Origin of the sequence: Variovorax sp. YR750, assembly GCF_900109805.1 — a bacterium.
Classification (GTDB): Bacteria; Pseudomonadota; Gammaproteobacteria; order Burkholderiales; family Burkholderiaceae_C; genus Variovorax; species Variovorax gossypii.
On record NZ_FOBJ01000017.1, the window covers coordinates 117870 to 138981 of the forward strand.

Annotated in this window: 22 protein-coding genes; 14 read left to right on the plus strand and 8 right to left on the minus strand. The window is 66.8% G+C overall.

Going from position 1 to position 21112, the window contains the following annotated elements; translation table 11 throughout:
- Nucleotides 1-21: 21 nt before the first annotated feature.
- The 5 genes from BMY35_RS29710 to BMY35_RS29730 all read right to left on the minus strand — a co-directional run bounded on the left by BMY35_RS29710 (nucleotide 22) and on the right by BMY35_RS29730 (nucleotide 4068).
- Complete coding sequence (locus BMY35_RS29710) at nucleotides 22-531, minus strand: A24 family peptidase (protein ID WP_338067630.1); 510 nt, start codon at nucleotides 529-531, stop codon at nucleotides 22-24.
- A 30-nt stretch (nucleotides 532-561) separates the two neighbouring features.
- Nucleotides 562-747, minus strand: coding sequence for a Flp family type IVb pilin (locus BMY35_RS29715; protein ID WP_093206593.1), 186 nt, complete (start codon nucleotides 745-747; stop codon nucleotides 562-564).
- An 85-nt stretch (nucleotides 748-832) separates the two neighbouring features.
- On the minus strand, nucleotides 833-1021 hold the full coding sequence (locus BMY35_RS29720) for a Flp family type IVb pilin (RefSeq protein ID WP_093206594.1): 189 nt from the start codon (nucleotides 1019-1021) through the stop codon (nucleotides 833-835).
- Between the two features lie 423 nt (nucleotides 1022-1444).
- Nucleotides 1445-3004, minus strand: coding sequence for a L,D-transpeptidase family protein (locus BMY35_RS29725; protein WP_093206595.1), 1560 nt, complete (start codon nucleotides 3002-3004; stop codon nucleotides 1445-1447).
- Nucleotides 2971-4068, minus strand: coding sequence for a nuclear transport factor 2 family protein (locus tag BMY35_RS29730; RefSeq protein ID WP_093206596.1), 1098 nt, complete (start codon nucleotides 4066-4068; stop codon nucleotides 2971-2973). The genes BMY35_RS29725 and BMY35_RS29730 overlap by 34 nt, the downstream gene beginning before the upstream one ends.
- Nucleotides 4069-4226: 158 nt before the next feature.
- Here BMY35_RS29730 and BMY35_RS29735 point away from each other — a divergent pair, with 158 nt between their 5' ends.
- The 10 genes from BMY35_RS29735 to BMY35_RS29785 all read left to right on the plus strand — a co-directional run bounded on the left by BMY35_RS29735 (nucleotide 4227) and on the right by BMY35_RS29785 (nucleotide 14395).
- On the plus strand, nucleotides 4227-5189 hold the full coding sequence (locus BMY35_RS29735; RefSeq protein WP_093206597.1) for a LysR family transcriptional regulator: 963 nt from the start codon (nucleotides 4227-4229) through the stop codon (nucleotides 5187-5189).
- Nucleotides 5190-5443: 254 nt separating this feature from the next.
- The gene (locus BMY35_RS29745; protein WP_093206598.1) at nucleotides 5444-5974 is read left to right on the plus strand and encodes a cupin domain-containing protein; all 531 of its coding nucleotides are present in this window, start codon (nucleotides 5444-5446) and stop codon (nucleotides 5972-5974) included.
- Nucleotides 5975-6003: 29 nt separating this feature from the next.
- Nucleotides 6004-7011, plus strand: a complete 1008-nt coding sequence (locus tag BMY35_RS29750) for a hydroxyquinol 1,2-dioxygenase (protein ID WP_093206599.1) — start codon at nucleotides 6004-6006, stop codon at nucleotides 7009-7011.
- A gap of 157 nt (nucleotides 7012-7168) precedes the next feature.
- Nucleotides 7169-8632 carry an aldehyde dehydrogenase family protein gene (locus tag BMY35_RS29755; protein ID WP_093206714.1) on the plus strand — a complete coding sequence of 488 codons (1464 nt, stop codon included), beginning with the start codon at nucleotides 7169-7171 and terminating at the stop codon, nucleotides 8630-8632.
- Between the two features lie 44 nt (nucleotides 8633-8676).
- The gene (locus BMY35_RS29760) at nucleotides 8677-9930 is read left to right on the plus strand and encodes an ABC transporter substrate-binding protein (RefSeq protein WP_093206600.1); all 1254 of its coding nucleotides are present in this window, start codon (nucleotides 8677-8679) and stop codon (nucleotides 9928-9930) included.
- 13 nt (nucleotides 9931-9943) lie between these two features.
- Complete coding sequence (locus tag BMY35_RS29765; protein WP_093206601.1) at nucleotides 9944-10663, plus strand: ABC transporter ATP-binding protein; 720 nt, start codon at nucleotides 9944-9946, stop codon at nucleotides 10661-10663.
- Nucleotides 10660-11379 carry an ABC transporter ATP-binding protein gene (locus BMY35_RS29770; RefSeq protein WP_093206602.1) on the plus strand — a complete coding sequence of 240 codons (720 nt, stop codon included), beginning with the start codon at nucleotides 10660-10662 and terminating at the stop codon, nucleotides 11377-11379. The genes BMY35_RS29765 and BMY35_RS29770 overlap by 4 nt, the downstream gene beginning before the upstream one ends.
- Entirely contained in the window at nucleotides 11372-12235 is an 864-nt protein-coding gene (locus BMY35_RS29775; RefSeq protein WP_093206603.1) for a branched-chain amino acid ABC transporter permease, read from the plus strand. The genes BMY35_RS29770 and BMY35_RS29775 overlap by 8 nt, the downstream gene beginning before the upstream one ends.
- Before the next feature lie 5 nt (nucleotides 12236-12240).
- Entirely contained in the window at nucleotides 12241-13281 is a 1041-nt protein-coding gene (locus BMY35_RS29780) for a branched-chain amino acid ABC transporter permease (RefSeq protein ID WP_093206604.1), read from the plus strand.
- A 103-nt stretch (nucleotides 13282-13384) separates the two neighbouring features.
- Nucleotides 13385-14395, plus strand: coding sequence for a Bug family tripartite tricarboxylate transporter substrate binding protein (locus BMY35_RS29785; RefSeq protein WP_093206605.1), 1011 nt, complete (start codon nucleotides 13385-13387; stop codon nucleotides 14393-14395).
- A 37-nt stretch (nucleotides 14396-14432) separates the two neighbouring features.
- Here the strand turns inward: BMY35_RS29785 and BMY35_RS29790 are convergent, their stop codons facing one another.
- Both BMY35_RS29790 and BMY35_RS29795 read right to left on the minus strand, forming a co-directional pair.
- Nucleotides 14433-15890 carry an esterase-like activity of phytase family protein gene (locus BMY35_RS29790; RefSeq protein WP_093206606.1) on the minus strand — a complete coding sequence of 486 codons (1458 nt, stop codon included), beginning with the start codon at nucleotides 15888-15890 and terminating at the stop codon, nucleotides 14433-14435.
- Between the two features lie 96 nt (nucleotides 15891-15986).
- Entirely contained in the window at nucleotides 15987-16772 is a 786-nt protein-coding gene (locus BMY35_RS29795; RefSeq protein ID WP_093206607.1) for an IclR family transcriptional regulator domain-containing protein, read from the minus strand.
- A gap of 139 nt (nucleotides 16773-16911) precedes the next feature.
- On the opposite strand from BMY35_RS29795, the gene BMY35_RS29800 reads away from it, so the two are divergent.
- From BMY35_RS29800 to BMY35_RS29815, 4 genes are all read left to right on the plus strand, one after another.
- Nucleotides 16912-17613 carry a 3-oxoacid CoA-transferase subunit A gene (locus BMY35_RS29800; protein WP_093206608.1) on the plus strand — a complete coding sequence of 234 codons (702 nt, stop codon included), beginning with the start codon at nucleotides 16912-16914 and terminating at the stop codon, nucleotides 17611-17613.
- Nucleotides 17610-18263: a 3-oxoacid CoA-transferase subunit B gene (locus tag BMY35_RS29805; protein ID WP_093206609.1), complete on the plus strand. Its 654-nt coding sequence runs from the start codon at nucleotides 17610-17612 to the stop codon at nucleotides 18261-18263. Before BMY35_RS29800 ends, BMY35_RS29805 begins: the two co-directional genes overlap by 4 nt.
- A 29-nt stretch (nucleotides 18264-18292) precedes the next feature.
- Nucleotides 18293-19498: a 3-oxoadipyl-CoA thiolase gene (gene pcaF, locus BMY35_RS29810; protein WP_093206610.1), complete on the plus strand. Its 1206-nt coding sequence runs from the start codon at nucleotides 18293-18295 to the stop codon at nucleotides 19496-19498.
- Between the two features lie 146 nt (nucleotides 19499-19644).
- Nucleotides 19645-20649, plus strand: a complete 1005-nt coding sequence (locus tag BMY35_RS29815) for a Bug family tripartite tricarboxylate transporter substrate binding protein (RefSeq protein WP_093206611.1) — start codon at nucleotides 19645-19647, stop codon at nucleotides 20647-20649.
- Nucleotides 20650-20668: 19 nt separating this feature from the next.
- Here the strand turns inward: BMY35_RS29815 and BMY35_RS29820 are convergent, their stop codons facing one another.
- On the minus strand, nucleotides 20669-21079 hold the full coding sequence (locus BMY35_RS29820) for a ribbon-helix-helix domain-containing protein (protein ID WP_093206612.1): 411 nt from the start codon (nucleotides 21077-21079) through the stop codon (nucleotides 20669-20671).
- Nucleotides 21080-21112 lie beyond the last annotated feature (33 nt).

Sequence of the window (21112 nt, forward strand, 5' to 3'; positions counted from 1 at the left end):
AGTGACAGAGGCAGTGAACTGCTAGCCCTGTCGCCCCCAGACCATCCAGACCGCAGTGGCCATGGCGAGATAAGCCGCGTAGGGAACGATGCGCCTGCGCTTCGGCGCGGCGCCGCCATCGGTTTCGACAGCGGAGAAAGAGGGGGTGCCTGAAGAGGCGCGGCCTTGCAGCATCAGTGCAAGCCGGGGGAGAACGGGCCAGCGTTGCAGCACGAGCCAGAGCGCGCTGTGAAGCCCGGCCAGCAGGCTGGCGCCGACCCAGATCGGCAACAGCGCGGGCAGGCCGACCCAGAGCCCGAGCGCACCTGCGAATTTCACGTCGGCTGCTCCCATCAGGCCGATCGCGTAGATGACCAGCAGGCAGCCGAAGCCGACGGCTGCGCCCGTGAGTGCCGTGGTCCAGTCGAGGCCGAAGGGCTGCATCCCGAGGGCAAGTGCCGCCAGCGCGACTGCGGCGCCGGCAAGCACGAGCCAGTTGGGGACGCGGCGTTGACGGAAGTCATACACGGCAACGAACAGCAACCACAGCAAACACGCCGATCGCATCACTGGTTCGGATGCTCAGGTCGTCGGAACGGTCAGCTTGCCGGCGATGTAGGTGAAGATACCGGAGAGCTTCTTGCCGAGACCGGTGTCGCCCGAGAGCACGCCCACGATGGCGATGGAGATCAGCCCCGCGATGATTCCGTACTCGATGGCGGTGGCGCCTTCTTCGTCGCGAAGGAAACGGGTGATGGAGTTAAGCATGATGCGGCCTTTCAGGGATGAAAACTAAAGACTTGAAAACGGGATTTCGAAAATCAACGGAAAACCGTGGGAACGGAGTCGTCGGCTAGGGGGTGCTGATGGACGCCAACTTGGTCGTGATCGTGGAAAAAACGGTCGAAAGCTTGCCGCCCAAACCAGTATCTCCAGAAAGAACCCCGACGATTGCGATCGAAATAAGGCCCGCAATAATTCCATATTCAATTGCGGTCGCGCCTTCCTCATCGTGCAAAAAACGCTTTATTGAGCTATGCATGATTTCCCCTTTCAGGAAGTGTTAACAAAGGCTTGCGAGGTGGATGTTATACAGCGTAACTCCGTGTATCAACAAGGCAAACCCGCAAGACTTTCGTCAGGGTGTGCTAGCCAAAAGGGGTAAAGCAGGATAGCGGCCAGCCTCTTGCCAGCCGGAACCGGGGAAACCCTGGACAGCTGGTTAACAGTTTGGAAACGAATTTTTCCCTCTGTGGGCCACATGGCGCCTCCCATGAAGGGGGGATGTGACGTTACGCCGCGGGGAACGCGCGGGGCGGGGCTGTTACGGGAACAAACGCGTTACGTGTTACGTAGCACAGCCCCCGGAGGGGCAGATGTAACACTCAAGAAAGGCCAAACTCGTGAGCAAAAAGTCACGAGTTGGAGGGGGTGACCCCGTTGGTGGGAGGGCTTCGACCGGGCCTCAGCCCAGGATTTCTTCGTGGAAGAGCTTCCACTCGGTACCCTGGCGTAACCAGTACTGGCGCCGGGAACGTCCGCTCTTCTCGCCTTCGAACACTTCGCCGAAGGTAACGACCATGGTGTCGTCGCCGTCCCGCCAGTGCAGGTACGACATGTCCTTGAACTGCACGCGCTTGCCTTGCGCGAATTTCACTTCGTCGTCGACAACCGAAATTCCCTCGGTTGTTTTTTTGCTGCTGATGCGCTGGAAATCGGGCAAATAGAATTTCTTCAATTGCGCTTCATTTCCGCTGGCGCGTGCATCTTTCCAACTGGTGATAGCACTTGTAATTGACTGTGCTTCTTTTTCTGCCTGCGGTTGCGAAATCCATTGCAGGCTGCGCGCGGTCACCACCGGGGTGGCGCCGATTTGCACTTTTCGCAAAAGCTGCTTCAGGTCGGGGTTTGCCATGACCACGCAGCCGTCGCTGGCCAGCGGTGCCCGGGCGAACTGCTGCGGCGGGGTGCCGTGCAGCCAGATGCCGCCGCCGGTCTTGCCGCGCCGCACGTCGTACGGGTTGGGGTAATTGATGGGCAGGGCGCCGGCGCCGTAGAAGTCCTTCAGCGACTTCGGGTCGAGACTGCTGGTGATGTAGTAAACGCCCAGCGGCGTGCGCGCATCGCCTTCGGTGACCTTGTCGGTGCCCGACTTGCCCACGGAGATGTAGTAGTCGGCCGTCAGCTTCAGGCCCTTGTCCGAGTTCTCGAACAGGTACAGCCGCGAGCGCGAGGCGTCGACGGCGATCGCGTAGCGGCTGCGGGTGGACAGTGCGAGGAACTGCGACGGCACGGTGTTGGCCGGCGGGCGTTCGCGCAGCGCCTGCAGGCGGCGCTTCGATTCCTCGTGCAGCTCGGCCATGGCCGGGTTGCCGCGCATCTTCGCGATGCTGGCGGTGTCGGGCAGCGAGTTCGACGGCGGCACCTGTGCCGCGAGCAGGTCGCCGTAGACGAGCTGCGCGAGCTGGAAGTTCGGATAGTCGCGCACCAGGTCGCGCGCCTTGGCCAGCGCGGGGCGGGTCTGGCCGCGGCCGAAGAGCTCATACACCGCGATCAGGCGGGCTTCCGCGTTGCTGGCTTCCTGGATGGCGCCTGCCGATGCGGGCTTGCGCGTAGCTCTTGCCGCCGTTGCAGCGGTCGCCGAAGTGGCTGCCGCCGCGGCGACTGCCGTCCGGGCTTCGGCCACGCCCTTCTTGCCTCGGGCACCGCGGGATTCCCTGGCTTCCCTGACGGAAGAAGCGCGGCCGGTCGCGCCGGCTCTTGCCGTGGCGCGTGCGTTGCCTGCGGAGGCTTTCGCCTTGGCCTTTTCCTTGTGGGCGCTGCCGCCCGCCTTGGTGGTGCCCGGCTTGCCGGGGCCGTTCGATGCGAGCGCGGCGCCGGGCGCCGCGAGCATCAGCGCCGACGCGGTCATCAGTGCCGCAATCAGCTGTTGCCCGCCACGCAGACGGAACGGGGGAGTCTGGAGCCGGCCCTGCCGGACGATGTCTGCCACTAGCCGCCGACGCTTTCCTTGCGAATGTGCCATTGATTGCCGGAGCGCTGCATCTCCAGCGTCTTGCGGCTCGAAACGTTGAGGTTGTCCGCGCGGTAGATCTGGCGGAACCGGGCCGTCGCGTTCTGTCCGTCGACCTTGATCGCGAGGTTCTCGATGTTCACGCTGATGCTCGACTTGCCGACGATGCGCGCGCGACGGTCTTCTTCCCAGCTCTTGCGGCTCTGGCCGCCGGCCGGAGCGAAGTCGGAGCCGTAGGCAGCGAGATAGCGGTCCATGTCCTGGCTGGCCCAGGCGGAGGCCCAGGCGCGCACGGCCGATTCGACCTCGGCGTTGGCGGCCGTGCTGGCTGCCGGAGCCGGTGCGGGTGCGGGAGCAGGCACTGCTTCCGGCGTCTTGGGCGCGGCGGCCACGGGAGCCGGTGCGGCCGCGACCTTGGCGGGCGGCGGCGGTGCGGCAGGTGCGGGAGCCGGTGCCGGGGTCGCCTTCGCGGCCGGAGCGGGCGCGGGAGCCGCGGCGGCGATCAGCGCCGTCGGCTTGCCGCCCGGCGGCGTCGGCGTGAAGAGCGTACGGATCACGGCCAGCTTGGGCTGCACCGCCGTGTTGTTCTGGTCGAGCTGCAGCGCCTTGCTGTAGGCCTGGCTCGCGAGCCGCGCGTACACGTCGCCGAGGTTCTCCTGGGCGGTGGCGTAGCTGGGATTGGTGCGGATCGCGCTTTCGAGCGCGGCGCGGGCCTTGTCGAACTGGTTCTGGCTCGCGTAGATCACCGCGAGGTTGTTGTAGGGCTCGGGCAGCTCGGGCGCATCGAGCGTGAGCTGCGTGAAGGCGGCGATGGCTTCGTTGCGCTTGCCGGTGTCGAGCTGGATCACGCCCTTGAGGAAGCGCATCTGCGGATCGCGCGGCTTGTCCTTGAGGAAAGCGTCGGCCTTCGTCATCGCCTCGTCGAGCTTGCCGGCCTGCATGAGCTTGTCGACTTCCTCGTGCTCGATGGCAGCCAGCGCGGGAAGCGCGACGCCACAGGTGGCCGCGGCCAGGAGCAGGGCGCGCACGGTGGGGGAGAAGCTGAAACGGGCGCGTGGCCTGGGGCTCTTGGGCATTGCGGACAAGACCTCGTAGGGGTGGGTGATGCGGCAGGGATTGTAAGTGGGGCGGGTAACCCCCCGATACAGGGATGACGGGCCTTTCGCGCCCTTTAGGCTTGCCCGCAACGCCGCCCGAAGCCCCGCGCCGGGCGGCCCCGCAGTACAGTGCCGCCGTGGACCGCCTCCAAAGTATTGAAACTTTCGTTCGCGTAGCGCAGACCCAGAGCTTCGCCGAGGCCGCGCGGCAGCTGCGCGTGGCCAATTCGGTCGTCACCACGCGGGTCAAGCAGCTCGAGGAGTTCCTCGGCGCGCCGCTCTTCCACCGCAGCACGCGCGTGGTGCGGCTCAGCGACATGGGCCAGGCCTTCCTGCGCGACTGCACTGAGCTGGTGGCGCGCGCCGACAGCATCGTCGACCAGATGCGCGAGGCGCGCGGCACGCCCTCGGGTACCCTGCGCGTGCATGCGCTGACGGGCATGGTGCTGGGCCGTTTCGCCACGCTGCTGCGCGAGTTTCAGACCACCTACCCCGACATCCACCTCGAGCTGATCGTGAGCGACGCGGTGGCCGATCCGGTGAAGGCCGGCGTCGACTGCGCGCTGCAGATCTTCCCCGCGGCCTCGCAGGAGCTGGTGTCGAGGCCGCTCTTTCCGGTGCGGCGCGTGCTCTGCGCCACGCCGGCCTACCTGAAGGCGCACGGCGAACCGGTCACGCCGCGCGAGCTGCACCGGCACAAGCTGGGCCTCTACTCGGGCTACCCCACGCGCGACCGATGGACCTTTCACCATCAGGGCGAGCAGATCACCATCTACCTGGCGGCCGCCCTGCTGACCAACAGCGTGCACCTGCTGCGCGAATACGCGCTGGAGCACGCGGGCGTCGTCTGCCTGCCCACGCTGGTGGCGGGCGACGCCATCGCGCGCGGCGACCTGCGCGTGGTGCTGTCCGACCACCAGCTGTCGTCGTTCTCGCTGAGTGCCGTGTACGCGGGCACCTCGCGCAATGCGCTGAAGCTGCGCCTTTTCATCGAGCACATCGCCACCCGCTTCACGCGCGTGCCGCCGTGGGATGCGACGCTGATCGAGCGGGGCCTGATCCCGGCCGAACTCATCGAGTTCAGCCGCTCGAGCGGGTGAAATGAATACTCCCCCAGGCTTCGCGCACTTCGTGTCGCTTCGCCAACCCCCTCGCCGGGGGCGACGCCTGCGGCCCGGCGGAGCCGGTTCCGCGGCGTCTCGCGAACAAGCTCGATGGCGTGCTCGTGGTGAGCAGGTCGAACAGGGGTAAACCCCAGCGATTATTCGGAAGCTCCGAATAATCCTCTTCCAAACTGGTCCCTACCGGCGTCGGCGCCTGCCTCCTAGAGTTCGCTCATCCAAGGAGACAAGCCATGCCAGCCACCACTTCGGCCACCCCGGCCGCCTACAAGACCCGCTTCGGTTCCCTCAAGCACTTCGAGAAGGGCCACGTCGAGCCCATCGACGACGACGTGCGCCACTACGCGTTCTCCAACTGCTTCGAGATCGCGAGCATCAGCAAGCCCTACGAGAAGGTCGTGTTCGGCCAGAACCAGATCTACGTGCTGGAAACGCTGCGCGCCGAAGGCACCTCGCCCTGGTACACCTGCGCGCACGACGAGTTCGCGCTCGTGATGGACGGCGACGTCGAGGTGCACCTCGTGCAGCTCGACGAGAGCCAGACGGTGGCCGACAAGGACAAGAACGGCGCCGTGCTCGTGAAGGGCGAGCCCAAGGGCAGGAAGATGGGCTGGATGAAGCTCTCGCGCGGCCACCAGGGCCTGCTGCCGAAGAACACCGCCTACCAGTTCCGCAATGCCGGCGAGCCGGGCGTGATCGTGCTGCAGAGCTGCAAGGGCGAGCTCTCGGTAGAGAAGTGGGCCGACATCTGCCAGTCCCGCTGATCGCACCAAACACCCAGGAGCCACACACCATGAACGCACCCGCAGAACTCGCCAAGGTGATCGCGTCGCAGCCCGACGCCACGCTCGGCTATAAGGACTTCTCGCTCGGCAGCTTCAGCTTCCATCGCGACGAATACTTCGTGCATATCGGCTGGAAGACCCGCGACGGCCGCCCCATGAGCCACACCATGGACGCCGGCAGCTACCTGCGCGCACTGATGCGCGACGTGGCCTGGGGCTTCTTCTACGGCTGGGTCAACTTCGACGACGTGTTCGGCACCGTCAACCACTACGAGTCGGTCGACCTGTACGCCGGCAGCTTCAACGGCACCATGAAGGACGCCGGCATCGACCTGCTCGAGAACTTTCCGACCGCCCAGATCCGCGCCACCTTCGAGGCCATGCTCGACGACTGGACCAACGAGAGCTTCGACCCCTTCGCCGCGCCGCAGGAAACCGGCTCGCCCTACGGCCGCAAGAACGGCAACAACACCGCCAAGATCACGAGGGCGCGCGAACTCGCCAAGCGCTGCGTGGGCCTGAAGGGAGATCTCGACCTGCGCAGCGACGAGCGCGGCGCGCCCGTCAACCGCGCTTTTGCCGACGTGCCGCAGGGCCAGCCCGAGCTGCACCCCGAGCCCGGCTTCGAGAACGATGTGCACGCCTTCAATCTCTTCGGCTTCCTGAGCCGCTCGCAGGTCACCTGGAACCCGAGCTTCACCTCGGTGGTGAAGCACAGCTACATGTGCCCGACAACCGAGGAGCACATCCTGCCAATCATCCACGGCAACGACCGCGTCGAGTGGTTCTTCCAGATGACCGACGAGATCCACTGGGACTGCGGCGACAAGAACACCGGCAGGCCGATGGCCCGCGTGATCATGAAGGCCGGCGACATGGCCGCCATGCCCGCCTACTGCCGCCACCAGGGCTTCAGCCCCAAGCGCTCGATGCTGCTGGTGTGGGAGAACGGCTCGCCGAGCCTGGTGTACGAGATCCAGAAGGGCGAGTCGCCGGAGATTCCGGTCCAGTTCTGAATGGCCCCCTCTCCCGCGAGCGGGAGAGGGCTGGGGTGAGGGTGGTGTTCTTGCCGCCGCTGCCCCCTCACCCCAACCCTCTCCCCAAGGGGAGAGGGAGGAATGCAAAGACATGAAGCCCATTGACATTGCCGCCTCGGCAGGCCCGCGCACGCCCATCCGCCACCAGCTCTTCATCGACGGCCGCTTCGTCGACGCCGAATCCGGCGAGACCCTCGCCACGCTGAACCCGCACGACAACACGCCCATCGTCGACGTGGCGCTCGCGGGCAAGGCCGACGTCGACAAGGCCGTGGCCGCGGCGAAGCGCGCCTTTCCCAAGTGGAGCCGCATGGCCGCGGCCGACCGAGGCCGCATCCTGCTGAAGCTCGCCGACCTCATCGAGGCCAATGCGGAAGAACTCGCACGCCTCGAATCGCTCGACACCGGCCACCCGATCCGCGACTCGCGTCGCCTCGACGTGCCGCGCACCGCCGCGTGCTTCCGCTACTTCGGCGGCATGGCCGACAAGTTCCAGGGCGAGACCATTCCGGTGGAAGAGGGCTTTCTCAACTACACGTTGCGCGAGCCCGTCGGCATCGTCGGCCAGGTGGTGCCGTGGAACTTCCCGCTGATGTTCACCAGCTGGAAGATGGCGCCCGCGCTCGCGGCCGGCAACTGCATCGTGATGAAGCCGGCGGAGATCACGCCGCTGAGTTCGCTTCGCATCGCCGAACTGATGGCCGAGGCCGGCCTGCCGCCCGGCGTGGTCAACATGCTGCCGGGCCTGGGCAGCGTTGCGGGACAGTACATCGCGGAGCACCCCGAGATCGCGAAGATCGCCTTCACCGGCAGCACCGCCACCGGGCGGCGCATCGTGCAGGCCAGCGCGGGCAACCTGAAGAAGGTGCAGCTCGAGCTCGGCGGCAAGGGGCCGAACATCGTGTTCGAAGACGCGAACCTGCAGGCCGCCGTCAACGGCAGTGCATGGGCCATCTTCCACAACCAGGGGCAGGCCTGCATCGCGGGTTCGCGATTGATGCTGCACGAGAAGATCGCCGACGAATTCCTCGACCAATTCATTCCGCTCGCCAAGTCGATCCGCCTCGGCAACCCGCTCGACGATGCGACGGAGATGGGCCCGCTCACCAGCGCGCAGCATCGTGAGCGCGTGCTGGGCTACGTCGGTGTGGCGCAGGGCGAGGGCGGCGAACTGCTCGCGGGCGGCAAGTCGCCCGGCGGCGACCTGGCCAGGGGCTGCTATGTCGAGCCAACGGTGATGCGCGCGAAGTCGTACAAGGACCGCGTCGCCCAGGAAGAGGTGTTCGGCCCCTTCACCACCGTGCTCACCTTCAAGTCCGACGAGGAGGCGATGCAGATCGCCAACGGCACCGACTACGGCCTGGGCAGCGGCCTGTGGACCCGCGACCTGCAGCGCGCCCACAAGGTCGCACGCGACCTGCACGCCGGCATGGTGTGGATCAACAGCTACAAGCGCGTGAACCCTGGCTCGCCCTTCGGCGGCGTCGGCCAGAGCGGCTACGGCCGCGAGATGGGGTTCGACGCGATGCGCGAGTACACGCAGGTCAAGAGCGTGTGGGTGAACGTCGACGCGCAGATACCGCCGCACTTCGCGCGCTGACCCTCGATCAGGCGGCATCAAGAACACAAGAGACGGAGACAACCATGACCTTCAATCGCAGACAGTTCACGCAGGCCACGGCCGCGCTGGTGGCATCGGGCGCGGCACCGCTGGTGTTCGCGGCCGACACGCTGAAGATCGGCTACGTGTCGCCGCAGACCGGGCCGCTCGCGCCCTTCGGCGAGGCCGACAAGTGGGTCATCGACCAGATGAAGGCCGCCTTCAAGGATGGCATCAGCGTGGGCGGAAAGAAGTACGCCGTGCAGATCGTGCTGAAGGACAGCCAGTCGAACCCCAACCGTGCGGGCGAGGTGGCGAACGACCTGATCCTGAAGGACAAGGTGGCGCTGGTGCTCACGGCGGGAACGCCCGAGACCGCCAACCCGGTGGGCGACGCCTGCGAACTCAACGAGGTGCCGTGCGTCTCCAGCGTGGTGCCGTGGCAGCCGTGGTTCTTCGGGCGCAAGGGCGATCCGGCCAAGGGCTTCAACTGGACGTACCACATGTTCTGGGGGCTGGAGGACGTCATCGCCAACTTCACCAACGGCTGGAAGACGCTGGCCACCAACAAGAAGGTGGGCGGGCTGTTCCCGAACGACGGCGATGGCAACGCCTGGGGCGACAAGGAGCTGGGCTTTCCGAAGCCGCTTGCGCAGATGGGCTTCACGCTCACCGACCCGGGCCGCTTCCAGAACGGCACGCAGGACTTCAGCGCGCAAATCGCGGCCTTCAAGAAGGAGGGCGTCGAGATCGTCACCGGCGTGGTGATTCCTCCCGATGCCAAGACCTTCCTCACGCAGGCGCGGCAGCAGGGCTTCAAGCCCAAGGTCATCACGCTGGGCAAGGCGCTGCTGTTCCCCGGCGCCATCGAGGCGCTGGGCGACCTGGGCGACGGCCTCTCGACGGAGGTGTGGTGGAGCCCCTCGCATCCCTTCACCTCGAGCCTGACGCAGCAGAGCGCGAAGGCGCTGGCCGAGGCTTACGAGGCCGGCACGAAGAAGCAGTGGACGCAGCCTATCGGTTTCGCGCATGCGCTGTTCGAGGTGGCGGCGAACGCGCTCGGGCGGGCGAAGTCGCTCAAGGCATCGGACGTGCGCGATGCGGTGGCTGCGACCTCGATCAACTCGGTGGTCGGTCCGGTGAAGTGGGGCGGCCAGGGCCCGTTCAAGAACGTCAGCAAGACGCCGCTGGTGCTCGGCCAATGGGGCAAGGGCCAGAAGTACAAGGTGGAGCTGACCATCGTGAACAACGAGGCGGCCACGAACATTCCCACCGGCGGCAAGCTGCGGCTGCTCTGAGTCCGGGAACACCATGACCCTGCTGGCACTGCATGCCGTGAGCAAGTCCTACGGCGCGCTCAAGGTCACCGACGACATCACGCTCGCGGTGACCGAAGGCGAGACGCTGGGCATCCTCGGGCCGAACGGCGCGGGAAAGACCACGCTGTTCAACCTGATCTCCGGCGACGTGCGCGTCGACGCCGGGCGCGTCGAATACGCCGGCCGCGACATGACGCGGCTGAAGCCGCATCAGCGCTGCCACGCCGGCATCGGCCGCAGCTACCAGGTACCGCAGCCCTTCGGCAACATGAGCGTGTTCGAGAACCTGGTGACCGCCGCCTGCTTCGGCGGGCAGCAGACCGAGCGCGAGGCATGGCGCACCGCGCACGAGGTGCTGGAGCAGACGGGCCTGATGGTGCATGCCAACAAGCCGGCGGGCGGGCTGACCCTGCTCGATCGCAAGCGACTGGAGCTGGCGCGCGCGCTCGCGACACGGCCGCAGCTGCTGCTGCTCGACGAGATCGCGGGCGGGCTCACGGAGCCCGAGGCCGCGGTGCTGGTCGGCGAACTCAAGCGCATCAAGGCGCGCGGTGTGACGATGATCTGGATCGAGCACGTCGTGCATGCGCTGCTGTCTTTGGCGGACCGGCTCTTCGTCATCAACTTCGGGCAGAAGCTCGCGGAAGGCCTGCCGCGCGCGGTGATGAACGACCCCGAGGTGCGGCGCGTGTACATGGGGATGGAGGCATGACCGCGCTGCTCGACACCCGCGCGCTGAAGGCTTTCTACGGCGACGCGCAGGCTCTCTTCGGCATCGACTTCTCGCTCGAGCGGGGCGAGTTGGTGGCCATCATCGGCGCCAACGGCGCGGGCAAGTCGACCTTTCTCAAGAGCCTGACGGGGCTGGTGCGCGCGCCGATCGATGCGATCCGCTTCAGGGGCGACCCCATCGGCGGCCTGCCGCCCGGTGACATCGTGCGCCGCGGGCTCGCCATGGTTCCCGAGGGCCGCAGGCTGTTTGCCAGCCTCAGCGTGGAGGAGAACCTGCTCATGGGCGCCACGCCGGCGCGCAAGGGGCCATGGAATCTGCAGCGGCTGTACGCGCTCTTTCCGATCCTCGCCGAGAAGCGCAACCAGCCGGGCACTTCGCTCTCCGGCGGGCAGCAGCAGATGGTCGCGCTCGGCCGTGCGCTGATGAGCAATCCCGAGGTGCTGCTTTGCGACGAACTCTCGCTCGGCCTTGCGCCCATCGTCATCCGCGAGATCTATGCCGCCATGCCGGCGATCACCGCGGAGGGCATGACGGTGGTTATCGTCGAGCAGGACGTGACGATGGCGCGGCAGGTTTCGCGGCGCATCTACTGCTTCCAGGAAGGCCGCGTGTCGCTCGAAGGTCATTCCGCCGACCTCACGCGCGAGCAGATCTCGCAGGCCTACTTCGGTATCGCGGAGGCGGCCCATGCTTGAGATCATTGTCCAGGGCGTGCTGCTCGGCGGGCTCTACACGCTCTTCGCGCTGGGCCAGTCGCTGATGTTCGGCGTGATGCGGCTCACCAACACGGCGCAGGGCGACTTCATCATCCTCGGCGCTTTCGCGGTCATCGCGGGCGTTTCGTTGACGGGCGATGCAGCACCGTGGCTCGTGGCGCTCGCCGTGCTGCCGGTGGCCTTCGGTTTCGGCTACGCGCTGCAGCGCTACGTGCTCAACGGCACGCTCGGGAAAGATCCGCTGCCTTCGCTGGTCGTCACCTTCGGCCTGTCGATCGTCATCCAGAACCTGCTGCTCGAAGTGTTCTCGGCCGACCCGCGAGCGATCGAGACCGGTGGGCTCAGCACGCAGGGCATTGCGCTGGGCGATGCGATGTCGGTGGGTGTGCTGCCGCTCGTGGTGCTGGCGATCGCGATCGCAGCCACGGGCGCTTTGCAGTGGCTCTTCGCGCACACCGCGCTGGGGCGGTCGTTCCGCGCGGTGTCGGACGACCGCGAGATCGCCGAGCTCATGGGGCTGAACGCGAAGAAGGTCTACGCGTTCGCCACGGCCATCGCCTTCGTGCTGATCGCCGTCGCGGGCGCGCTGCAGGGCATGCGCACGACGGTGTCTCCTTCGGACGGGCCGCTGCTGCTGCTCTTCGCCTTCGAGGCCGTGATCATCGGCGGCATGGGCTCCTTCTGGGGCACGCTGGCCGGCGCGATGATCCTCGGCATCACGCAGCAGATCGGCTTCAGGCTCGACCCGGGCTGGGGCATCTGGTTCGGGCACATCGTGTTCCTGGTGGTGCTGGTGTTGCGGCCGCAGGGACTCTTTCCAAAAACACGCGGATAAGCCCGATGACGAACATGCCTCCTTCCATCGTCGCGGTCGAACGCGCGACAGCCGCGAGCCGCGCGGCACTCGTTGCCGGCGTTGCCATCGTGCTCGTTGCCGCCAGCCTTCCGTTCTGGGGCGAGTCGAGCTGGATGCGCGAGTTCGTCGAGATCGCCTGCTACTTCATCTTCGCGATGATGTGGAACCTGCTCGCCGGCTACGGCGGCATGGTGAGCATCGGGCAGCAGGCCTTTTTCGGCTTCGGCGGCTACGTGATGCTGATGCTCGGCAACTTCGCGGGCGTCAATCCGTTCATCGCGATACCGCTGGGGGCGCTGGCGGCGGGGCTTGTAGCGATACCCGTGTCCTTCGTCGCGTTCCGGCTCTCGGGCGGCTACTTCGCGATCGGCACCTGGGTCATCGCGGAAGTGTTCAGGCTGAGCTTCGCCAACGTGTCGGCGGTGGGCGGCGGCTCGGGCACCACGCTCACCGCGCTGCGCGGCATCGACAAGGCGACGCGCGAGAGCACCACCTACTGGATGGCGCTGGCCTGCGTGGTCGCGGCGGTCGCGCTGGTGTACCTGTTCCTGCGCAGCAAGCGCGGTCTCGCGCTGCTGGCGATACGCGACAACGAAGTGGCGGCTGAGTCGCAGGGCATTCCGGTCGCGCGCATGAAGCTCGCGGTGTACGTGGTCGCGGCCTTCGGCGCGGGGCTCGCGGGTGCGCTTTATTTCGTGGGCAACCTGCGCATCAGTCCCGACGCGGCATTCAGCGTCAACTGGACGGCCTTCGCCATCTTCATGGTGGTCATCGGCGGCATCGGGCGCATCGAGGGGCCGCTGGTGGGCGCGCTCATCTTCTGGGCGCTCAACAAGTTCCTGAGCGACTACGGCACCTGGTACCTGCTGGGGCTCGGGTTGCTCGCGATCCTCGTCACGCTGTTCTTCAAGCAGGGGCTGTGGGGCCATGCGCAGCAGCGATGGGGCTGGTCGCTGTTTCCCACGCAGAGAAAACTGCTCGATATATCGCCTTCCGGTAGTACTTTCCTACGCGAGAGACCCTGACGGGAAGCCACTTCGGACTTGCGAAAAGCATCTTCGTCATGTAACGTCTTGTAAACACAATGTAAGCACTTTCCCCAGTTTTTCTCACTCTCCTGGAGTCATCTTGACGATCACCAAACGCCGCCTGCTCGAAGGCGGCGCGGCAGCCATTGCCGCTTCGCTGCTTGCGAAGACTTCGTGGGCCCAGCAACGCAACGGCAGCACCGGCGACGCCACGTGGCCGACCAAGCCGGTCCACATCCTCGTCGGCTTTCCCGCAGGCGCATCGCCCGATCTCGCGGCCCGAGCCATCGCGGAGCCTTTGTCGAAGATCCTGCGCCAGCCGGTGATCGTCGAGAACAAGCCCGGTGCCAGCGGCAACACCGTTGCCGACCAGGTGGCGAAGGCCACCGACGATCACACTGTCGGCGCGCTGATCAACGGCAACCTGACCATCGCCAAGCTGCTCAACCCCGCGCTGCCCTTCGATCCCGAGAAGGACTTCGCGCCTGTCGGCCTCATCGGCACTGCGCCGCTGGTGCTGGCGGTGTCGGGCAGCGCCACGGGCAAGACCTCGGCCGAGCAGCTGCTGTGGGTGCGCAACCTCGGCAGCGGCGGCAAGTACGGCACGCCGGGCGTGGGCACGGTGGGCCACCTGGGCATGGAACTCATCAAGAGCCGCGCCGCCATCACGGCGCAGCACAAGCCCTACACCGGCAACCCGCAGGTCATCGCGGGCCTGCTGGCCAACGAGATCCAGTTGGCGCTGTTGCCGCCGGGCCTCGCGATGCCGCACATCAAGTCGGGAAAGATCAAGGCCATCGGCGTGACCTCGCCGGAGCGCAGTCCGCTGGCGAGCGAGCTGCCCACGATTCGCGACGCGGACGTGCGCGGCGCCGATCTCGAGATCTGGACCGCGCTGGCCGCGCCCGCCGGCATGAAGCCCGCGGCCGTCGCCAGGCTCAACGCGGCGCTGGTCGAAGTCATCAGCTCGCCCGACGTGAGCCAGGCGCTGCTGAAGACCGGCTGGCAGGCCCAGCCCGGTTCGCCCGACACGCTGGCCAAGCGCATGCGCGCCGACACCACGCGCCTGGGCGGCGTGATCATCATGAAGGGCATCCACTCGGAAGGCTGACCGCGGGCGCGGCCAGCCCGCCGCGCGGCAGTCTTCTTCAGCTCTTGCGCTTGAACAGCGGCTGGTCGAAGCGGATGGTGATGACTTCCGTGTCGTCCGGCTTGCCCTGCACCCGGCCGTCTTCGGTCGGGAAGTTGGTGTCGATCGCGACGGCCAGCGTGTTGTCGTCCACCACCTCGACGCTCTCCACCGAATCGAATGGCATGGTGAACTTGCCGGCCGCAACGCCGGCCAGCGGGCCGCCGATGCCCGTCGGGTCGGAGATGTTCAGCAGGTCGACCAGCAGCGTCTTCTTCAGTACGCCGTCGGCATCCTTCACGTCGAGGTCGACCATGTACAGGCGCTTGACCACAGCCTTCGCACCGTAGAGGCTGTCGCGCTCGATCAGCACGAACTTGTTGCCGCCGATGTTGGTCATGTCGCCGATGACGATCTGGTTGTCCTTGACCGGGCCGTCCTTCCTGTAGACCGGGTTCTTGCCGGTGTAGAGCATCGAGGCGGGATCGAATTCGAAGAAGTTCAGATAGCGCTCGTCGTCGGCCACGGGGCGCAGCGCGGCGAGCGAGGGCGCTGCCTCGGGCACTGCGTAGAGGCGGGTCTTGTCGCCGTTGAAGGCCAGGCTCTCGAAGCCGCGGCTCGAAAGCGAGGTCACGGTGGCGCCCTGGGTCATCACGAGCGGGTTGGATGGGCTGCGCAGGAACGGATGCGGCACCGGGTCGCCCATCAGCGTGCCGTTCTTGTCGAAGTGCAGGATGTAGGGGCCGAACTCCTCGCCCACGAAATATGTACCGTCCTTCGCGCGGGCGATCGACTCCACGTCGAGGTCGAAGCCCGTCAGCAGCCGGCCGCTGACGATGCCCGGATCCACGGGCGTGCCGGTGTCGACGAGGTTGTTGCCATCGACCTTCTGGTAGTTGGCGAAGTCGGCGGTGATCTTCAGGTCGACGCCCTTGCCGTCCTTGAGGAAGCCGTTGGCGTCGTTGAAGGCGACATGGCTGTTCACCTTCACGGTGCCGGGCACCGTCGTGCCGTTGGCCACCGTGCGGAAGTCGATGCTGACGTTGTAGAAGCCGACCACGAAGTCGCCGGAGTTGCTCTTGCTGCCGTAGCCGTTGTCGGGCATGGCGGTCCAGGTGCCGTCGTCGTTCTTCAGCAGTGCCGAGAAGCCCGGGAGCGGCTGGCCGCCGACGAAGGGCGGCGTCACGCCGAGCGCGGCGGTGATGAACTGGCCCGTGGTCGGGCCGGGCTGGCGGAACGTGGCGGGCAGCGAGGCCCAGCCGGTCAGCTTGTGGGGCAGTCCCGCAGAGGGGTCCTGCTGCGGTGCAGGAGCGGGCGCGGGCGCCGGGGCAGGCGCGGGAGCCGGCGTGCCCGCCACGGGCGGAAAGACGATGCCGTTTCCGTTGCCACCGCCGCCGCAAGCGGCGAGGACGGCAGATGCAACGGCCGCGATCGCGAGATGGCGCGGCAATGCGGACGAGATGAAGCGACTGGACATGATTGGACCCTCCGGTGTTGTAGTGAGGGGCGCAATCTAGAAAACCGATGTGACCTGTCCATGAATGCCCATTCGGTTGCGAGGCCGCAGGATCGATCAGAGCATTCGCGAGATCCTGTCCGCCGCTTCGCGCAGCGCGGGCAGCATGGTCTCCTGCATCGCCTTCGCGCTGGTGCGGTTCGCCTGTCCGCTGATGTTGAGTGCGGCCACCATGCGCCCCTGGCGGTTGACGATGGGCGCGGCCACCGAGATCAGGCCCTCCTCGAGTTCCTGGTTGACGAGACACCACTGCTGCTTGCGTGCCTGCGCGACCTTGGCCATGAGCGCGTCGATGTCGGTCAGCGTGTGCTTGGTCAGCGCCTCGATGCTGGAGGCCTCCAGCCGCGCGCGCACTTCGTCGTCGTCGAGGTCCGCCAGCAGCAGCCGGCCCAGCGATGTGCAGTAGGCCGGCAGGCGCGAGCCCACGCCGAGGTTGATGTGCATGATCTTCTTCGTCGGCACGCGCAGCACGTAGACGATGTCGGTCGCATCGAGCACGGCGGCCGAGCACGACTCCTGCACCTGCTGCACCAGCGCCTCCATCACCGGCTCGGCGCGGTTCCAGATCGGCATCGACGAGAGGTACGCGAACCCGAGGTCGAGGATGCGCGGCGTGAGCGTGAAGAGCTTGCCGTCGGTCACAACGTAGCCCAGCGTCTGCAGCGTGAGCAGGATGCGGCGCGCGCCCGCGCGTGTCAGCCCGCTGCCGGCCGCCACCTCGCTGAGCGTCTGGTGCGGCGCGCTGGCGCTGAACGAGCGGATCACCTGCAGGCCCCGCGCGAAGGACTGCACGTAGCTGTCGCCGGGCGCGGGTGTTTCGGGTTGTACGGGGTGGGTTGCCATGGTGCTCGATCCTCTCTAGAATTCATTATACGAACAAATGTTCTTTAGACGAACAAATCGGCGGTTCGCAGAATCGGTCGGCGTGTTCAGGATCGGTTCGTTTCTTCGCACTCTTTCCTCACTCCCGGAGACAGGCTTCATGATCAACAAGATCGCGCGCTCGGTCGCCGATGCCCTGGCAGGCATCCAGGACGGCGCCACGGTTCTCATCGGCGGCTTCGGCACCGCCGGCATTCCCAACGAACTCATCGAGGGCCTCGTCGAGCAGGGCGCCAAGGACCTCACTGTCGTCAACAACAACGCGGGCAACGGCGAGACCGGCCTCGCGGCGCTGCTCAAGGCCGGCCGCGTGCGCAAGATCATCTGCAGCTTCCCGCGCCAGGCCGACAGCCAGGTGTTCGACGGGCTCTACCGCAGCGGCAAGATCGAGCTCGAGCTCGTGCCCCAGGGCAACCTCGCCGAGCGCATCCGCGCCGCGGGCGCCGGCATCGGCGCCTTCTTCTGCCCCACGGGCTACGGCACGCAGCTCGCGGGCAACCGCGAGACCCGCGAGATCGACGGCGTGCAGTACGTGCTCGAGTACCCCATCCACGGCGACGTGGCGCTCATCAAAGCCGAGCGCGGCGACCGCTGGGGCAACCTGGTCTACCGCAAGGCGGCTCGCAACTTCGGTCCGGTGATGGCCATGGCCGCGAAGAAGACCATCGCCACCGTGCACGACATCGCCGAGCTCGGCACCCTCGACCCCGAGACCATCGTCACCCCGGGCATCTTCGTGCACCAGGTGGTGCGCATCGAACGCGTGGCCACGCAGGCCGGCGGCTTCAAGAAGGCAGCATGACCATGAGCACCACGTACACACGCCGCACCAAGGACCAACTCGCAGCCCGCGTCGCACAGGACATCTTCGACGGCGCCGTCGTCAACCTCGGCATCGGCCAGCCCACGCTGGTGGCCAACCACCTGCCCAAGGGCCGCGAAGTCATCCTGCAGAGCGAGAACGGCATCCTCGGCATGGGCCCGGCGCCCGAGGCCGGCGAAGAAGACTACGACCTCATCAACGCCGGCAAGCAGCCCGTCACGCTGCTGCCGGGCGGCTCGTTCTTCCATCACTCCGACAGCTTCGCGATGATGCGCGGCGGTCACCTCGACATCTGCGTGCTCGGCGCCTTCCAGGTATCGGCTACCGGCGACCTCGCCAACTGGCACACCGGCGAGAAGGACGCCATTCCCGCCGTCGGCGGCGCGATGGACCTCGCCATCGGCGCCAAGCAGACCTGGGTCATGATGGACCTGCTCACCAAGCAGGGCGTGAGCAAGCTGGTGAAGGAATGCACCTATCCGCTGACCGGCATCGGCTGCGTCAAGCGCGTGTACTCCGACCTCGCCACGCTCGAATGCACGCCGCAGGGCCTGAAGCTCGTCGACCTGGTCGACGGCCTGAGCCGCGAAGAACTCGAGAAGCTCGTCGGACTCCCGATCGCAGCCTGACCCCTTCAAGCAATCCAAGAGAGACAGACATGACCAACCAAGCCTTCATCTGCGACGCCGTTCGCACTCCCTTCGGCCGCTACGGTGGTTCGCTCAGCAGCGTGCGCACCGACGACCTCGGCGCCGTGCCGCTCAAGGCGCTGATGGAACGCAACAAGAACGTCGACTGGCAGGCGGTGAGCGATGTGCTCTACGGCTGCGCCAACCAGGCCGGCGAGGACAACCGCAACGTCGCGCGCATGTCGGCGCTGCTGGCTGGCCTGCCCATCGAACTCGGCGGCGCCACCATCAACCGCCTGTGCGGCTCGGGCCTCGATGCAGTGGGCACGGCGGCACGTGCCATCCGCGCCGGTGAGGCCGGCCTGATGATCGCCGGCGGCGTCGAGAGCATGAGCCGCGCGCCTTTCGTCATGCCCAAGGCCGAGAGCGCCTTCAGCCGCAACAACGCGGTGTACGACACCACCATCGGCTGGCGCTTCGTCAACAAGCTCATGAAGGCGCAGTACGGCGTCGACTCCATGCCCGAGACGGCCGAGAACGTGGCCACCGACTACAAGATCGAGCGCGAGGCGCAGGACCTGATGGCGCTGAACTCGCAGCTGCGCGCCGTGGCCTCGCAGAAGTCGGGCTTCTTCGACGCCGAGATCGTGCCCGTGACCGTGCCGCAGAAGAAGGGCGACGCGATCATCGTCAGCAAGGACGAGCATCCGCGCGAAACCAGCCTCGAATCGCTCGCCAAGCTCAAGGGCGTGGTGCGTCCCGACGGCACCGTCACCGCCGGCAATGCCAGCGGCGTGAACGACGGCGCCTGCGCGCTGCTGCTGGCTGACGAAGCCAGCGCCGCGAAGCACGGCCTCACGCCGCGCGCACGCGTGGTCGGCATGGCCACCGCCGGCGTCGCGCCGCGCGTGATGGGCATCGGCCCCGCGCCCGCCACCCAGAAGGTGCTGGCGCTCACCGGCCTGAAGCTCGACCAGATCGACGTCATCGAACTCAACGAAGCCTTCGCCGCGCAAGGCCTCGCCGTGCTGCGCCTGCTGGGCCTGAAGGACGACGACGCGCGCGTGAACATCAATGGCGGCGCCATCGCGCTGGGCCACCCGCTGGGGGCCAGCGGTGCGCGCCTGGCCACCACTGCAGTCAACCAGCTGCACAAGGGCGGCGGCCGCTATGCGCTGTGCACCATGTGCATCGGCGTGGGTCAGGGCATCGCGGTGATCCTCGAGCGCGTCTGACGACGGCACGCGCCGCGGGCGACGCAAGACGACCGAACCGAAAACAACCAGAGAAGCAAGAAGACAAGGCCATCGGCAGCCGCGGCAACAGCGGCCCGATGGCATTTTTTCAACCCAAGAGGACAGAGAGAAAGAAGGATCAGAGGATGAACCACACGTCGAAGAAGACAACGCGCCGCGGCGCCGGCATTGCCGCGCTCGCACTGGCCGCCGCAGCCCTGTTGCCTGCGGCCGCGCCCGCGCAGCAGGCCTTTCCCACCAAGCCCGTGCGCATCATCACGCCGTTCCCCGTGGGCGGCGGCCCCGACGGCGTGGCCCGCCTGGTGGCCGACAAGCTCTCGCGCGCCTGGGGCCAGCCCGTGGTGGTCGAGAACCGCCCCGGCGGCAACGGCTTCATCGCCATCGACGCCTTCAAGCGCGGCGCGAAGGACGGCCACGACATCATCGTGCTCGACAACGTGCACCTCGCTGCGTACCCGGCGCTCTTCAAGAAGCTGCCCTACGACACGGGCAAGGACTTCGACGCGCTGCTGCCGCTGTTCAAGACCTACTTCTTCTTCACCGTCGCCACCAACAGCAAGTACAAGACCGTCGGCGACCTGATCGCCGACGCCAAGGCCAACCCCGGCAAGCTGGACTACGGCTCATGGTCGGTCGGCAACCCGGTGCACCTCGGCTCCGAGCTCTTCGAGTCGGCCACCGGCACGCAGATGGAGCACGTGATCTACAAGGAAACCACGCAGCTCTACACCTCGGTCGCCACCGGCGAACTGGCCTTCGCGCTGGGCAGCAGCGCCACCGCCGGCCCGCTGCAGCGCGCGAACAAGCTGCGCTTCCTGGCCGCTGCCGCGCCGCAGCGAGTGGCAGCCTTCCCCGACGTGCCGACGGTCGCCGAATCGGGCGGCCCGAAGGGCTTCGAGGTCATCGGCTGGAACGCCATCGCCGTGCCCAAGGGCCTGCCCGCATCGGTCACCGAGAAGATCAAGCGTGACATCGAGAAGGGCCTGGCCGAGCCCGACGTGCTGGAGAAGTTCAAGAGCTTCGGCTACGAGCCCTTCCCGACCACGCGCCCTCAGTTCGACGAGTTCGTGGCGAGCGAGACCAAGCGGTTCACCGACGTGATCCGCAAGGCGAACGTTTCGCTGGACTGACGCGACAGGCGCAAGCGCGTCATCGCGCTGCCGCGCGCAGCGTGTGTACCTTGGCGGTGGGCCGTTGTCCGGAAAGCGGCCCGCCCCAGCCCTTCGGCAGCTCGTGCAGCACGGCCTTCGCATCGAGCGAGCGGATCGCCACCGAGTTGTCGGCCGGAATGCGCCCCTGCGCGAGCAGCGCTTCGTAGCGCAGGGCGCTCACCCGCAGGAACGACGCGAAGTTGCCGACTTCGCCGCGCGCGGCTACCAGCTCGTCGTAGAGCCGCTCGATGAGCTGCACCACGACCATGCCGTCGCGTTGCGCGATTTCCTCCAGCACTTGCCAGAACAGGTTCTCCAGCCGGATGCTGGTAACCACGCCGTGCAGCCGCACCGAGCGCGTGCGCGCGTCGTAGCTCTGCGGATCGGCGCTGATGAAGACTTCGCACATGGTGGGCTGTCTCCTATGCGGGGAGGAAGATGG

What these genes read in the sequence shown, in the direction of transcription:
- BMY35_RS29765 (WP_093206601.1), top strand. Translation starts at nt 9,944, where the DNA reads ATGACCCTGCTGGCACTGCATGCCGTGAGCAAGTCCTACGGCGCGCTC.
- BMY35_RS29775 (WP_093206603.1), top strand. Translation starts at nt 11,372, where the DNA reads ATGCTTGAGATCATTGTCCAGGGCGTGCTGCTCGGCGGGCTCTACACG.
- BMY35_RS29780 (WP_093206604.1), top strand. Translation starts at nt 12,241, where the DNA reads ATGACGAACATGCCTCCTTCCATCGTCGCGGTCGAACGCGCGACAGCC.
- BMY35_RS29805 (WP_093206609.1), top strand. Translation starts at nt 17,610, where the DNA reads ATGACCATGAGCACCACGTACACACGCCGCACCAAGGACCAACTCGCA.
- BMY35_RS29750 (WP_093206599.1), top strand. Translation starts at nt 6,004, where the DNA reads ATGAACGCACCCGCAGAACTCGCCAAGGTGATCGCGTCGCAGCCCGAC.
- BMY35_RS29730 (WP_093206596.1), bottom strand. Translation starts at nt 4,068, where the DNA reads ATGCCCAAGAGCCCCAGGCCACGCGCCCGTTTCAGCTTCTCCCCCACC.
- BMY35_RS29760 (WP_093206600.1), top strand. Translation starts at nt 8,677, where the DNA reads ATGACCTTCAATCGCAGACAGTTCACGCAGGCCACGGCCGCGCTGGTG.
- BMY35_RS29720 (WP_093206594.1), bottom strand. Translation starts at nt 1,021, where the DNA reads ATGCATAGCTCAATAAAGCGTTTTTTGCACGATGAGGAAGGCGCGACC.
- BMY35_RS29715 (WP_093206593.1), bottom strand. Translation starts at nt 747, where the DNA reads ATGCTTAACTCCATCACCCGTTTCCTTCGCGACGAAGAAGGCGCCACC.
- BMY35_RS29800 (WP_093206608.1), top strand. Translation starts at nt 16,912, where the DNA reads ATGATCAACAAGATCGCGCGCTCGGTCGCCGATGCCCTGGCAGGCATC.
- BMY35_RS29770 (WP_093206602.1), top strand. Translation starts at nt 10,660, where the DNA reads ATGACCGCGCTGCTCGACACCCGCGCGCTGAAGGCTTTCTACGGCGAC.
- BMY35_RS29815 (WP_093206611.1), top strand. Translation starts at nt 19,645, where the DNA reads ATGAACCACACGTCGAAGAAGACAACGCGCCGCGGCGCCGGCATTGCC.
- BMY35_RS29725 (WP_093206595.1), bottom strand. Translation starts at nt 3,004, where the DNA reads ATGGCACATTCGCAAGGAAAGCGTCGGCGGCTAGTGGCAGACATCGTC.
- BMY35_RS29790 (WP_093206606.1), bottom strand. Translation starts at nt 15,890, where the DNA reads ATGTCCAGTCGCTTCATCTCGTCCGCATTGCCGCGCCATCTCGCGATC.
- BMY35_RS29745 (WP_093206598.1), top strand. Translation starts at nt 5,444, where the DNA reads ATGCCAGCCACCACTTCGGCCACCCCGGCCGCCTACAAGACCCGCTTC.
- BMY35_RS29795 (WP_093206607.1), bottom strand. Translation starts at nt 16,772, where the DNA reads ATGGCAACCCACCCCGTACAACCCGAAACACCCGCGCCCGGCGACAGC.
- pcaF (WP_093206610.1), top strand. Translation starts at nt 18,293, where the DNA reads ATGACCAACCAAGCCTTCATCTGCGACGCCGTTCGCACTCCCTTCGGC.
- BMY35_RS29820 (WP_093206612.1), bottom strand. Translation starts at nt 21,079, where the DNA reads ATGTGCGAAGTCTTCATCAGCGCCGATCCGCAGAGCTACGACGCGCGC.